This is a genomic window from Hydrogenophaga sp. ANAO-22 (genome assembly GCF_042466645.1).
GTDB lineage: Bacteria > Pseudomonadota > Gammaproteobacteria > Burkholderiales > Burkholderiaceae_C > Hydrogenophaga.
Window position 1 is genome coordinate 2,514,111 of the sequence record NZ_CP159956.1, and the last position, 12,676, is coordinate 2,526,786.

Consider the following 12,676-nt stretch of genomic DNA (forward strand, 5'->3'; position numbering starts at 1 on the left):
GAAAGGCCGTGCTGGCCGTTCCTCCGTTCACGCGTTGCGCAGCAGCGCAATCCAGTCGCGGACGTTGGCCGTGGCTTCGAGCACCATGCCTTGCTCGACGAAGCGGTCGGCGCGCTCGCGCCCCAGCACCGGCTCGGCCAGGCTAAGAAACTTGTTCACCACCTCGGCGTCGCTCAAAGGTGCATGCGGTGAACCGCGCGGAGCCGATACGGCCTCCACGGTGACATGGCCGTTTGCGTCGGTGAGTTTGATGCTGCACTGGTGGTAGTGCGTGAACGCCGGATCGGCGATCACGCGCACGCGTTCCATGGCGGCGACAACCTCGGGCCGGCGCAGTTGTTCGTTCAGCGCAATGCTGTGCTCCGGCAGGATCACGTCGGCGCCACACGCCACCAAGGCAAGCACGTATTGCAGGTGGAAGCGCGCGTCGTTGGGCGAGTCGGGCAGACGGTCTTTGCTCACCACGTCGGCGACGTAGGGAGCCACGCGCAGCGTGATGCTTGTCTCATTGAGCGCGCGTGATGCGCGCAGACGGCCAAGCGCATCGGCTGGCGCATGCAGGTAGCCACAGCAGGCGTGCAGCTTGCGGCGCGGTTGGTCCAGCGCCCAGCGGTCGTGCCAGGCCTCGGCGTTGAACGCGCCTGCGGTGGACGCCGTAGCAAAGAAGCCAAAGGAACCATCGAGCAGGTTCGGCGAACCGGTCATGCCGGCGCGCGCATAGTGCGCCGCCGTCAGGCCGATATCGGCCGGCTGCGCGCCAAAAAGCATGGGCTTGACCGAGCCACCGTTGCCGAAAATGACTTCTGCCGGACACCAGCCCGCCAGACTGGCCGCGATGGACAGGGCGTGGGCCGTCTGCGTCTCGTCCAGGTCAAGCAGGTGGGCCGCCGCCGCCGCAACGCCGACGGTGGACGGAAAGCCCACCGGCACCAGTGCCATTTCCGTGTAGCGGCGCAACGTGGGGTAAACGGATTCGTAGACACGCGTGGTGACCTCAATGCCGCGTACCACCGCCTCCAGCACCCGCGTGCCCGATGCGCCGAGCGACTCACCCAGGGCCAGCGCCGCGCTCACGTTGCCAATGCTGGCGTGGCCGCCAATCAGGTCATTGAGTTCGAGCACGTCACCCAGGTAGGCGTTGATGCGCGCCGCGCCTTTGAGCGACCGCCGGTGCGGCGTCCCGAACACCGTGGTGCGCTCATCGCCACTGGCCGGTTCGCAGGCCACGACGAGGCCGGCCTCTTCGGTGCGCGTGCCCGCCAGGCTGCAGCCAACCGTGTCGAGGATGCTCAGGCGAGCCTGGTGCAGCACCCGCTCCGGAATGCGTCCAGCGCTCATGGCGCGGGCTTGCTGCACGATCTGCAGCAGCGCAGGAGCGGGCGCGCTCATTCTTTCTCGATCCCGGCCTGCTGGGCCACCGCGCCGTACTTCGCGGTGTCCTTCTTCATTGCTTCACCATAGGCCTGAGGCGACAAGACGGTGCCTTCCATGCCCAGACGCGTGTACAGGGACTGGATTTCTGGCGTCTTCACGGCCGCTGCAATTTCCTTGTGCATGCGGTCGATGATGGCCTGTGGTGTGCCCGCCGGTGCCAGAACGCCCAACCAGCCGTCAAAAGCAAAGCCCTTGTAGCCCAACTCTTGCATCGTGGGCACGTCGGGGAGAGACGGTGTGCGGTTGGAACCCAGCATGGCCAGTGCGCGCAGGCGCTTGGCCTGCAGCATGGGTGCGGCCGCGCCCAACGCATCGGGGTTGACGGTGATACGCCCGCCCAGCAACTCGGTGGCGGCTTGCGCAGCGCCCCTGAAAGGAATGCCCAGCAGGTCGATCCCGGCGGCGTGGTTCATGGCTTCCATGGCAATGCGGTACAGACCAGCCGAGTTGCCGTAGGTGAGCGTTCCGGGCTGCTTCTTGGCCGCGGCCACGAGGTCCTGCACGCTGCGGTACGGCGACTCATTGGCCACGGTGAGCAGCAGCGGCGTGTTGGCCATGGTGGCCACGGGCACGAAATCCTTGAACAGGTCAAAGGGCACATGCTTCGAGATCAGCGGTGGCACCACGGTCGTCGAGACGGTGGCCACCGCGAAGGTGTAGCCGTCGGGCTTGCTGCGCGCGACCGTCTGCATACCGATGCCGCCATTGGCGCCGGGCTTGTTCTCCACCACCACCGGCTGTCCCAGCGTGGTGGATATCTGTTGCGCAATGGCGCGGGCGGTCACATCCGAACTGGAGCCCGGGGTGAACGGTGCAATCAGACGGATCGGCTGATTGGGATAGGGGGCCTGCGCGTGTGCATGCGCGCACACCAGCGCCGCCGCGAAGAAGAATGCACGTGGGATGAACTTCATGATGGATTCCTTTGTACAGAAAACGCAATAAACCCCATGCGCCGCTGCGCACGGGCGCAGAAAGTCAGAAGGTGGCAAGACCCGAGGTCATGGGTACGGTGCGAATCAGGCGTGTCTCCTGTGCAGAGATCAGATGGCCCGACGCGGCCAGATAGGCCGGAAAGTCGGGGTGGGCGTCACGGGCCCGGCTGCGGCGCTCATAGTCGGCCAGGTCTTGATAGCCCCACAAGTGCACGAACTGGTTTTGTGGCCCCACCACGCTGGTGTAGAAGCCCAACGGATGGCCCAGCGTCTCCAGCAGCACCGGCATGGCGAGGCGCCCAAAGACGTCAAGAAACTCGGGCATTTTGCGCAGCGCGATCGTATAGACGCGGTGGTCCACCAGTGGGTGGGTCAGCGGCAAGAGCGATGAATTCATGCGGTCACCTGCTCACGATCGAGGGCACTCGCGCTTGCCGGTTTCGCCGAGGCACGCGCAGCGATGTGGTTGGCAGTTACATAGGCGAACGTCATGTTCGGGCCATGTGTAATACCTGCGCCAGGGTAGTTACCGCCCATGACGCTGGCACGATCGTTGCCCACAGCATACAGCCCGTCGATGGGCGAACCGTCTCTGCACAGTACCTCACCCACCACGCTTGTGTTCAAGCCGTCGAAGGTGCCCAGGTCACCCATCAGCACCTTCACGGCGTAGAAGGGGCCTTGATCCAGAGGGGCCACACACGGGTTGGGCTTTTGCTCAGGGTCGGCCAGGTAGCGGTTGAAGCTGTTGCCGCCGCGGTCGAAGGCAGGATCCTTGCCGTTGACGGCGTCACAGTTGTACTCGCGCACTGTGGCCTCCAGCCCCGCAGCATCGATACCGGCGTTGTGCGCCAGTTCGGTCAGCGTCTTGCCCTTGAGCAGATAGCCGTTGCGCACGAAACCGCCGATCGGCATGGGCGCTGGTTTCACATAGCCCAGGCCGTACTTGGACAACGCGGCTTTGTCGCAGACCAGCCACATGGCGGTTTCCTTCATGCCCGCGCAGGCCTTCACCAGCGCAGCGCCCACGTCGTGGTACGAGTTGGATTCGTTGGTGAAGCGCTTGCCGTTGGCAAGCACGCCGATCACGCCCGGCTTGTAGCGGTCCAGCAGGTGTGGGAACACACCCGTCTCACCCTTGCCGAAGTCCACCTTCGTCACGGGCATCCAGGCAGCCGGTTCGGGGAAGCGGATGTCGACCACACCGCCCACGGCTTCGGCCATGTTCAGGCCATCGCCCGTGTTGCTGGTGGGCGTGGGCGAGAGGTGCTGATGACCGCGCTTGACGTGCGGATAGGCTTGCGCGATACGCTTGACGTCGTGCGGGAAGCCGCCGGTGGCCAGCACCACGCCATGACGCGCCGTGATGCGCTGATCGCCGCCAGATGTGGCCGCCAGCACCCCAATGGCTCGCTCGCCTGCCATGACGATCTGGCGCACGGGTGTGTCTGTGGCGATCGTAATGTCCAGATCGAGCGCCGACCTCGCCAGCCGGGCGGCCAGCGCGTTACCACTGGTGACCTGCACAGCGCGACGGTACAGCACGAGTTCCTTCATGTGGTTGGCCAACCGCTTGGCCACGTAGAAGAACGAGGTCAGCGATTTCGTGGCGCGGAAGAAGTGCTTGAGGTCAGCGTTGGACGAATTGAACATCATCCCGATGAAGGTGATGCTCTTGAGCGGCGGCTTTAGGCGGTCGATGTCCTTGCCCAGCCCACGGATGTCATAGGCCGCTGCCAGGATGGAGCGGCCGATGTCGACACCGCCCGGCGCCGTAGGGTGGTAGTCCGGGTAGAGCGTGGGCACGAACTTGACCTGCGTCTCGCGTTCAAAGAACTCGACCATCTTTGGGCCGTTTTCGATGAAGCACTCGACGGCATCGTCGTCGTAAAACTGCCCGGTTTCGGCACGCATGAACGTGCGCACAGCCTCCACGGAGTCCTGCGGATTCTGCCGGCGACCGTGTTGGTTCAACGGCACCCACAGCACACCGCCCGAGAGTGCGGTAGTACCGCCAAAGACGGGTTCCTTCTCCAGCACCAGCACGTCCAGGCCGCGCTTCTTCGCGGTCACCGCGCATGCCAGGCCGGCAGCGCCGGAACCGACGACGATCAGGTCGTATTCGTTCTTCATCGAATTCTCACTCGGCCTTGAGGTTGTACTTGGTGATGACGTCGCGCAGTTGGGCCGTTTCGGCCTTCATCAACTGGCCGAACTCGGCCGGGGTCGAGGTCTTGGGCAGCGCGCCCGTCGGCTGCAACTTTTCGCGGATCGCCTCGTCGGCCATGATGCTGGTGATGGTGGCGTGCAACTTGGACACGATCGCATCGGGCGTACCGGCCGGGGCGAGCATGCCGAACCAGATCTCTGCGTTGAATCCAGGCACGGTCTGGTTGATGGTCGGCGTACCGGGCAACAACGGTGAGGCCTTTTCGGTGCCAACACCGAGCAGCTTGAGATCGCCCTGCTTCACCAGACCCAGCATCGCAGAGGATGGCGTCGTCAACAACATCTGCACCTCTCCCGTGCGCACCGCCAGCGTGGTCACGGCCTCGCCCTTGTACGGCACATGCTCAAGCTTGACGCCTGCCATCTGCGCGAGGCGGGCGCTCGCGATGTGGCCGTAGGACGCCGTGCCGGCCGACGCGTACTGAACGCCATGAGCCTGGCTGCGCACGTGCTTGAAGAATTCTTCGAGGGTGTTGCCCGGAACCGCTTTGTTGGTCACCAGTGCCAGCGGCACGGCGGTCGTCAGGGTGATGGGCTTGAAGTCCTTGACCGCGTCGTAGCCGGCTTTCTCATTGAGCAACGGAGATAGCAACAGGCCGGTGTTTGGGTAGAGCAAGGTGTAGCCGTCCGGCTTGGCACGAGCGACGAACTGCGCGCCGATGGCACCAGACGCGCCGGCCTTGTTGTCCACGACCACGGGCTGCCCCAGCAGCTTGCTCAGACGATCCTGAATCATGCGCACCTGACCATCGCTGGTACCACCGGCGGGATAGGGAACAACGATGGTGATGGGGCGCGAGGGGTAGGCGTCTGCCTGGGCCCAGGCCGCGCCTGCGGCGAGGACGGAAAAAGCGACGATCAGAGCCCTCTTGCTTGCGTTCATGTTTGTCATCTCCTGGTTGGGTGGTACGACCGCGGCGCACATGCGGCAATTTATCAATGGTTGATCCAATGATTGTATAGTTGTGCCATGCCGATTCCAAGTCCATGCAATAACCCCAGCCTCTTGCGGGTTGCCAGGAGCTGTCGGCATGAGTGAAGGGGTTACAGCTCGCCCGGTGGTGGCGAAGCCCGTGCGCAGCTCTGGCGCCGAGCTGGCCGTGACGGTCTCGATCCCCCTTTTGACGCTGGGCGACCTGCTTCTGCAGTGGCGTTGGTCTTTGTGGGGCGCCGCACTGATGGCCGGGGTCTTCGTCGCGTGCCAGCGCCGGCACATGACCCCGCCAGTGCAGCGCACGGTGCTGTTTCTGCTGGTCGTGACCGGATTGCTTCTTCCCTTGTTGCCCGAGCCCGGTGCCGCTCTGGAGCGCGGTCTGCGCATCGGTGTACTGATTGCTTCACTGCTGGTCAGCACGAAGCTGGTGTCCCGCGCCATTGGCCGGGTGCCGCGCACCCGTGCGCTGCTGGACAGCCTGCACCGCGTCGCACCCAGTCACCGCTACGGGGTGCAGAGTGTGGCCAGTCAGTTCTTCGGGGGGCTCTTGGGTCTGGCCGGCGTCACCATGATGATGGAGTCTGCAGCTCAGCAGAAAGACCTGTCGCACAAGGACAGGCTGGCGTCGTTCTCGGCGATCACGCGGGGTTACGCCGCCCTGAGCCTGTGGAGCCCGATGTACAGCAACATGAGCATCACACTAGCCCTGTACCAGGGTGCACAGTGGGTGAGCGTGCTGCCCGCAGCATTGCTGGTCGCGGCATTTTTCCTGGTGCTCGGAACCGCGCTCGAACGCCTGTCGGGTCGTGCTCGGCAAGCCCCGGGGTTTGGGCAGGCCGCGAGCTTCGCCTCGCTGTTGCACCAGGGGTGGCCTGTGCTGCTGGGCATGTGCGTTTTTGTCGTGGTGATGGTGCTGGCCAGCCGCGGCCTTGCCTTGCCCATATCGGCCGTCATCATCGCGGGCGCGCCGCTCGCCGCCTGGCTGCTTAATGCCCACATGGGGGGCAGCCTGCGCCCGCGTTTCCGCGGGGCAGCGGGCCTGATGGCGGCAGACTTGTCGGACTTTCGCATCATGGCCGGCGAGGTGGCGATCTTCATGGCCTCGGGTTGCGCAGGAACGGTGATCGGAAGCGCCATTCCCAAGGCTTGGATTGCCGCCATCGGTGCGGCGGTCGCCGGATCTCCCGAGCTGGCCTGCCTGACGGTGTCGGCGACCATCGTCGCACTCTCGGCGGGCGCGCTGCACCCCATGTTGAGCGCCATCATCGTCGGCTCCAGCCTGGGCCCCGCGCAGTTGGGCTTGCCGATGCTGCCGCACCTGAGCGCGGTGCTCGTGGGGTGGGGACTGGCGATCATCGTCACGCCGTTTTCCGTGATCAGCGGCATGGCCAGCCGCTGGTCGGGCCTCCCACTGCTAACCATCAGCCTGCGCGCCAACGCTGTGTTTGTGCTTCTAGCGCTAGGCGGCTCAGCCGGTCTGCTGGGCCTGATGGCCCGTGCCATTGCGCGTTGATCAGGATATTCATGCAATCCTCCCCACACTCCCCCCGCACCGGCCCTCTCTCAGAATTGCGCATCGTCGAGTTCGGCGGGCTGGGTCCCGGGCCCTTTGCCTGCATGCTGCTGGCCGACATGGGCGCCGACGTCGTGCGCATCGACCGCCCGGACGCAGCGCCAACCGACCCCAGGGACATCGTCGCGAGGGGCCGCCGCACGGTGTTCCTGGACCTGAAGCAACCCGCAGCGATTGAGCAGGTCATGCGATTGCTGGAACAGGCCGATGCGCTGGTGGAGGGCTTCCGACCCGGCGTCATGGAACGGCTCGGGCTCGGGCCCGATGCGGTCGCGCAGCGCAACCCGCGCCTGGTCTACGGCCGCATGACCGGCTGGGGCCAAAGCGGCCCCTTGGCACAATCGGCCGGGCACGACATCAACTACATCGCATTGAGTGGGGCGCTGGCCACGGTGGGAGAAGCCGGCCGAGCTCCTGTGCCACCGCTCAATCTGGTGGGCGACTACGGAGGCGGAAGCCTCTATCTGGTGACGGGCCTGCTCGCCGCGCTCATGCACGCCCGCGCCACCGGTCAGGGCCAGGTGGTGGACGCCGCCATCTGCGACGGTGTGCTCTCTCTGCTGAGCAACAACCAGTCGCACCGGCTGCGCGGCCTGTACCGCGACGAACGTGGTGCCAACATGCTCGACGGCGGCGCACCCTACTACACCACCTACGAGACTGCCGACGGCAGGTACACTTCGGTGGGGCCGATCGAACCGCGCTTTTTTGCCAAACTGTGTGAGCAACTCGACCTGCCCGACGCGCTGCGCGACGCGCAGAACGACCGCGAGCGCTGGCCGGCCCTGCGCGACGCGATGGCGGCGGCCTTCCGTCGCTGCACGCTGGCGGAGTGGAGCGCGAAGCTGGAGGGCAGCGATGTCTGCTTCGCGCCTGTGCTAACGCTCGACGAAGCGCAGCAGCACCCGCACATCCAGGCGCGCGGCGGCTTTATGCAGATCGATGGTGTCACCCACACAGCCCCCGCGCCCCGGTTCTCGCGCACGCCTTCTGCTGCGCATGCAACCAGCGCTGCTGCGGCGGTTTCCGCAGAGACCGTTCTGACCGGCTGGCGCACCCGCACATCCCCTTCAAATCCCAACCCTCGGAGTGAAATATGAAAGTTCTCGTCCCCGTCAAGCGCGTGGTGGACTACAACGTCAAGGTACGCGTGAAGAGCGACGGCAGTGGCGTGGACATCGCCAACGTCAAGATGAGCATGAACCCGTTCGACGAGATCGCGGTGGAAGAGGCGGTGCGCCTGAAGGATAAGGGCGTGGTCACGGAAGTGATCGCGGTCTCCTGTGGCGTGGCGCAGTGCCAGGAGACGCTGCGCACGGCCATGGCCATTGGCGCGGACCGCGCGATTCTGGTGGAGAGCGCGGAAGAGCTGCAGCCGCTGGCGGTGGCCAAGCTGCTCAAGGCGCTGGTGGACAAGGAACGACCGCAACTGATCATCCTGGGCAAGCAGGCGATCGACGACGACTGCAACCAGACCGGCCAGATGCTGGCCGCGCTGGCGGGCCTGCCGCAGGCGACCTTCGCCTCCAAGGTCGAAGTGGCCGATGGCAAGGCGAATGTGACGCGCGAAGTGGACGGCGGCCTGGAAACGCTGTCGATCAGCCTGCCGGCGGTCATCACGACCGACCTGCGCCTGAACGAGCCGCGTTACGTGACGCTGCCCAACATCATGAAGGCCAAGAAGAAGCCGCTGGAGACGGTCAAGCCCGAAGACCTGGGTGTGGACGTGAAGCCGCGCATCAAGACCCTCAAGGTCAGTGAGCCGCCCAGGCGCGGTGCCGGCGTGAAGGTAGCCGATGTGGCCGCTCTGGTGGACAAGCTCAAGAATGAAGCCAAAGTGATCTGAGGACCTGACAAATGACCGCACTCGTTATTGCCGAACACGACAACGCCTCCATCAAGGGCGCGACCCTCAACACCGTGACCGCCGCCGCCCAGTGTGGTGGTGACGTGCACGTGCTGGTGGCCGGCCACAACGCCGCCGCCGCCGCGCAGGCTGCCGCGCAGATCGCTGGCGTGGCCAAGGTGATCCACGCGGACGCCGCCGGCTTTGAGCACGGCCTGGCCGAGAACGTGGCCGCGCAGGTGCTCTCGCTCGCCCCCGGCTACAGCCACATCCTCTTCCCCGCCACGGCCTCGGGCAAGAACGCGGCACCCCGCGTGGCCGCCACGCTCGACGTGGGCCAAGTCTCGGACATCACCAAAGTCATCAGCGCCGACACCTTCGAGCGCCCGATCTATGCGGGCAACGCCATTGCCACCGTGCAGGCCACGGACGACACGAAGGTCATCACCGTGCGCACCACCGGCTTCGACTCGGCAGCCACCACCGGCGGCAGCGCCGCAGTGGAGACCGCCACGGCGGCGGCCCTGGGCGATGGCAAGAGTGAGTTCAAGGGCAGCGAGATCGCCAAGAGCGACCGCCCCGAGTTGACCGCGGCCAAGATCATCGTCTCCGGTGGCCGGGCCTTGGGCAGCGCGGAGAAGTTCAACGAGGTGATGACGCCGCTGGCCGACAAGCTGGGTGCAGCCATCGGTGCCAGCCGTGCCGCGGTGGACGCGGGCTACGCGCCCAACGACCTGCAAGTGGGCCAGACGGGCAAGATCGTCGCACCGCAGCTCTACATTGCCGCGGGCATCTCGGGTGCGATCCAGCATCTGGCGGGTATGAAGGACTCCAAGGTGATCGTGGCGATCAACACGGACCCCGAAGCGCCCATCTTCTCGATTGCCGACTACGGCCTGGAGGCCGACCTGTTCAACGCCCTACCAGAGCTCGTCGCAAAAATGCAGTGACGCAAGGCAGCGCCACCTTCGGCTCTGCCTGTGGGCTATGCGGGCCGACCTCCCAAGTACTCTCAGGAACAGAAGCAGGCGGCTATCGCGCGCTACCGCAGGCTGCATGCGTCGCTAAACAGGCAGCGCCTGAGAACATCATCAACCGAGACTTCCAAGCCACAGCGCTCAATGAGAAGTGGCTCACTGACATCACGGAGTTCCAGATCCCGGCTGGCAAGGTGTACCTGTCGCCCATCATCGATTGCTTCGATGGGATGGTGGTGAGCTGGACCATTGGAACCAGCCCAGATGCCGAACTCGTCAACACGATGCTGGATGCCGCCATTGAGACGGTGGCGGAAACCACCGACCGGCCTGCGGTTCACTCCGATCGTGGTGGCCACTATCACTGGCCAGGTTGGCTGGCAAGAATGAGCGATGCGAACCTCACTCGCTCGATGTCTCGCAAAGCCTGTTCACCTGACAACGCGGCCTGCGGAGGCTTCTTCGGTCGGCTGAAGACCGAACTGTTTTACCCTCGGAACTGGAGAAGCATCACTGTTGTGCAATTCATTGAAGCCGTGGACTCCTACATCCGCTGGTACAACGAGAAACGGATCAAGATCTCCCTGGGCTCTCTCAGCCCCATCGAACCGGGAAAGTCTCGGGCTTACGTCATAAACCAGTCCAAGTATTTGTCCGCACCCCCTGGAGTTCAACATGTACACCTCGTAGACACTATTCCATGGCGCGGTCACCTAAAGCGATTTGAAAACAAAAACTCTTTTGAAATCAACGCAGAAATAGTTGGCCTGCTCTTTGCAATGGGAAGGGAATCCACGCTGGACTTCAGGCGTGGGAACAGCAAGGAGACACCGAATGACCACGCCCCTGGTCACCACCGAGCAGCAAGGCCCGGTGCTGATCATCAAACTCAACAGTCCCGAGACCCGCAACTCGCTGACCCTGGAGCTGCGCGAGCAACTCGGGCAGGCCATTGCCCTGGCCGAGCGCGAGCGCAGCGTGCGCAGCGTGTTCCTCTCGGGCACCGGCCCCGCGTTCTGCTCGGGCGGGGATTTCAAGATGCTGCAGCAGGCCAGCACGCCCTGGCCCGTGCACCGGCGCTTTCGCCAGTACAGCCGCTGGCTCACCCCGCTGAGCACGCTGGAGAAGCCGGTGGTGGTGGGCGTGCACGGCTACGCCGTGGGCGGGGGCATGGGCTTGGCGCTCACGGGCGATGTGCTCATCGCCGGCGAGAGCACCAAGCTGGTGGCGGGCTTCTTCCGCCTGGGGGCGGTGCCCGACATTGGCGTGATGTACCAGTTGCCGCGCCTCATTGGCATGGCACGCGCGAAGAACTTCCTCTTTGGTGGCGACACGCTGGATGCGCAGGAGGCGCTGGCGCTGGGGCTGGTGAGGAAGGTGGTGCCCGATGCGCAGCTGCACGATGCGGGGCTGGAGGAAGCGCAGCGCCTGGCCAGCGGGCCGGCCGAGGTGATGGGCCTGGCCAAGCTGCTGATGGCGCGCAGCTTCGAGCACTCGATCGAGCAGATGTTCACTTACGAAGGGCTGGGGCAGGCGCTGGCCATGTCCAGCGGGGAGTTCCGCGAGGGCTTTGACGCCGCCATGAACAAACGCAGCCCGGATTTCATCGCCGCAGCCGCTCAGGCCGCACAAAACGGCCAATAGGCCTCGCACAAACCACTCAGTCAGGAGACTCACCATGACACCGAAAACCATTCGACAGCTCACCGCAGCCGCAGTCGCCGCCATGTCCCTCGTCGCGCTCAGCCCGGGCGCGCTCGCCAACACGGACTATCCGAACAAGCCTATCCGGCTGATCAGCCCGTACGCTGCTGGCGGCCTCACCGATGTGCTCGCCCGCATGCTGTCCAAGAAACTGTCGGAGCGGCTGGGCCAGCCCGTGATGGTTGAGAACCGCACCGGCGCCGGCGGGGTGATCGGCGTGGACACGGCCGCCAAGGCAACCCCGGACGGCTACACCATCGTGCTGGTGGGACAAGGCCTGGCCAGTGTGAACGGCAGCATCCAGAAGAACCTCCCGTACGACACCGTGCGCGACTTCGCCCCGCTCACCATGATTGCCACCTTCCCGATGGTCTTCGTGGGCCAGGCGTCTGCGCTCCCCGCCAGCGTGTCGGAGTTCATTTCCATGGCCAAGGCCAAGCCGGGCGCGCTCACCTATGGTTCTGCGGGCAATGCCTCCACCGCCCACCTCACCATGGAACTGTTCAAGGACCAGGTCGGCATCGACATCACCCACGTGCCGTACCGCGGCGAGGCCCAGTCCTTCACGGAACTCATGGGCGGCCGCCTGTCCGGCATGTTCGCCACCCTGGGTGGAACGCTGCCCCTGGTACAGACGGGCAAGATGCGCGCGCTGGCCATCGCCACAAAGGAACGCAGCAAGCTGCTGCCCGATGTGCCCACCATGGCCGAAGCCGGCGTGCCCAACTTCGAGGTGTTCGGCTGGTACGGCGTGCTCGCGCCCAAGGGCACGCCCCAACCGGTGCTCGACAAACTCAGCAAGACGCTGATGGAGATGGCGCGTGAGCCGGAGTTCCGCGAGCAGATGGCCTCCCGCGGTCTGGAAGCGGTGGGCAGCACCCCGGCGGAGCTCGCCAAGCTGATCGATTCGGAAACCCGCCGCTGGCGCGCCGTGGTGCAGAAGGCCGGTATCCAGGCCGACTGAGGTCGGCCTCCATCCCACGCCCCTCGCAAGCCGCAGCGCCCTGCGGGTGGCCAAGCACAACCTCATTCTTTCACTGGAGC

11 protein-coding genes and 1 pseudogene are annotated in these 12,676 nt (G+C 65.0%); 7 read left to right on the forward strand and 5 right to left on the reverse strand.

Annotated features, from left to right (window positions below):
• Positions 1 to 27: 27 nt before the first annotated feature.
• From ABSY19_RS12005 to ABSY19_RS12025, 5 genes are all read right to left on the reverse strand, one after another.
• Positions 28 to 1,389 carry an MmgE/PrpD family protein gene (locus tag ABSY19_RS12005; RefSeq protein WP_382162985.1) on the reverse strand — a complete coding sequence of 454 codons (1,362 nt, stop codon included), beginning with the start codon at positions 1,387 to 1,389 and terminating at the stop codon, positions 28 to 30.
• The gene (locus ABSY19_RS12010; protein WP_382162987.1) at positions 1,386 to 2,348 is read right to left on the reverse strand and encodes a Bug family tripartite tricarboxylate transporter substrate binding protein; all 963 of its coding nucleotides are present in this window, start codon (positions 2,346 to 2,348) and stop codon (positions 1,386 to 1,388) included. Before ABSY19_RS12010 ends, ABSY19_RS12005 begins: the two co-directional genes overlap by 4 nt.
• A 64-nt stretch (positions 2,349 to 2,412) precedes the next feature.
• Entirely contained in the window at positions 2,413 to 2,766 is a 354-nt protein-coding gene (locus tag ABSY19_RS12015) for an NIPSNAP family protein (protein WP_382162989.1), read from the reverse strand.
• Positions 2,763 to 4,502 (reverse strand): FAD-dependent oxidoreductase, encoded by a 1,740-nt coding sequence (locus ABSY19_RS12020; RefSeq protein ID WP_382162991.1) that lies wholly within the window; start codon positions 4,500 to 4,502, stop codon positions 2,763 to 2,765. Before ABSY19_RS12020 ends, ABSY19_RS12015 begins: the two co-directional genes overlap by 4 nt.
• A gap of 7 nt (positions 4,503 to 4,509) precedes the next feature.
• The gene (locus ABSY19_RS12025; RefSeq protein WP_382162993.1) at positions 4,510 to 5,481 is read right to left on the reverse strand and encodes a Bug family tripartite tricarboxylate transporter substrate binding protein; all 972 of its coding nucleotides are present in this window, start codon (positions 5,479 to 5,481) and stop codon (positions 4,510 to 4,512) included.
• Between the two features lie 148 nt (positions 5,482 to 5,629).
• Between ABSY19_RS12025 and ABSY19_RS12030 the strand changes: the two genes are divergently transcribed.
• The 7 genes and pseudogenes from ABSY19_RS12030 to ABSY19_RS12060 all read left to right on the forward strand — a co-directional run bounded on the left by ABSY19_RS12030 (position 5,630) and on the right by ABSY19_RS12060 (position 12,596).
• Complete coding sequence (locus tag ABSY19_RS12030) at positions 5,630 to 7,045, forward strand: hypothetical protein (RefSeq protein WP_382162995.1); 1,416 nt, start codon at positions 5,630 to 5,632, stop codon at positions 7,043 to 7,045.
• Between the two features lie 11 nt (positions 7,046 to 7,056).
• Complete coding sequence (locus tag ABSY19_RS12035) at positions 7,057 to 8,205, forward strand: CaiB/BaiF CoA transferase family protein (protein ID WP_382162997.1); 1,149 nt, start codon at positions 7,057 to 7,059, stop codon at positions 8,203 to 8,205.
• Positions 8,202 to 8,951 carry an electron transfer flavoprotein subunit beta/FixA family protein gene (locus tag ABSY19_RS12040; RefSeq protein WP_382162999.1) on the forward strand — a complete coding sequence of 250 codons (750 nt, stop codon included), beginning with the start codon at positions 8,202 to 8,204 and terminating at the stop codon, positions 8,949 to 8,951. The genes ABSY19_RS12035 and ABSY19_RS12040 overlap by 4 nt, the downstream gene beginning before the upstream one ends.
• An 11-nt stretch (positions 8,952 to 8,962) precedes the next feature.
• The gene (locus tag ABSY19_RS12045) at positions 8,963 to 9,901 is read left to right on the forward strand and encodes an electron transfer flavoprotein subunit alpha/FixB family protein (protein WP_382163001.1); all 939 of its coding nucleotides are present in this window, start codon (positions 8,963 to 8,965) and stop codon (positions 9,899 to 9,901) included.
• Positions 9,902 to 10,026: 125 nt separating this feature from the next.
• Positions 10,027 to 10,564 (forward strand): annotated as a pseudogene (locus ABSY19_RS12050) (IS3 family transposase); the annotation flags it as partial.
• 198 nt (positions 10,565 to 10,762) lie between these two features.
• Complete coding sequence (locus ABSY19_RS12055) at positions 10,763 to 11,572, forward strand: enoyl-CoA hydratase/isomerase family protein (protein ID WP_382163003.1); 810 nt, start codon at positions 10,763 to 10,765, stop codon at positions 11,570 to 11,572.
• Positions 11,573 to 11,606: 34 nt separating this feature from the next.
• Complete coding sequence (locus ABSY19_RS12060) at positions 11,607 to 12,596, forward strand: Bug family tripartite tricarboxylate transporter substrate binding protein (protein ID WP_382163005.1); 990 nt, start codon at positions 11,607 to 11,609, stop codon at positions 12,594 to 12,596.
• Positions 12,597 to 12,676 lie beyond the last annotated feature (80 nt).

Bases quoted from the DNA above. Each gene is read 5' to 3' on its own strand.
- ABSY19_RS12005 (WP_382162985.1), bottom strand. From the start codon at position 1,389: ATGAGCGCGCCCGCTCCTGCGCTGCTGCAGATCGTGCAGCAAGCCCGC.
- ABSY19_RS12010 (WP_382162987.1), bottom strand. From the start codon at position 2,348: ATGAAGTTCATCCCACGTGCATTCTTCTTCGCGGCGGCGCTGGTGTGC.
- ABSY19_RS12015 (WP_382162989.1), bottom strand. From the start codon at position 2,766: ATGAATTCATCGCTCTTGCCGCTGACCCACCCACTGGTGGACCACCGC.
- ABSY19_RS12020 (WP_382162991.1), bottom strand. From the start codon at position 4,502: ATGAAGAACGAATACGACCTGATCGTCGTCGGTTCCGGCGCTGCCGGC.
- ABSY19_RS12025 (WP_382162993.1), bottom strand. From the start codon at position 5,481: ATGAACGCAAGCAAGAGGGCTCTGATCGTCGCTTTTTCCGTCCTCGCC.
- ABSY19_RS12030 (WP_382162995.1), top strand. From the start codon at position 5,630: ATGAGTGAAGGGGTTACAGCTCGCCCGGTGGTGGCGAAGCCCGTGCGC.
- ABSY19_RS12035 (WP_382162997.1), top strand. From the start codon at position 7,057: ATGCAATCCTCCCCACACTCCCCCCGCACCGGCCCTCTCTCAGAATTG.
- ABSY19_RS12040 (WP_382162999.1), top strand. From the start codon at position 8,202: ATGAAAGTTCTCGTCCCCGTCAAGCGCGTGGTGGACTACAACGTCAAG.
- ABSY19_RS12045 (WP_382163001.1), top strand. From the start codon at position 8,963: ATGACCGCACTCGTTATTGCCGAACACGACAACGCCTCCATCAAGGGC.
- ABSY19_RS12055 (WP_382163003.1), top strand. From the start codon at position 10,763: ATGACCACGCCCCTGGTCACCACCGAGCAGCAAGGCCCGGTGCTGATC.
- ABSY19_RS12060 (WP_382163005.1), top strand. From the start codon at position 11,607: ATGACACCGAAAACCATTCGACAGCTCACCGCAGCCGCAGTCGCCGCC.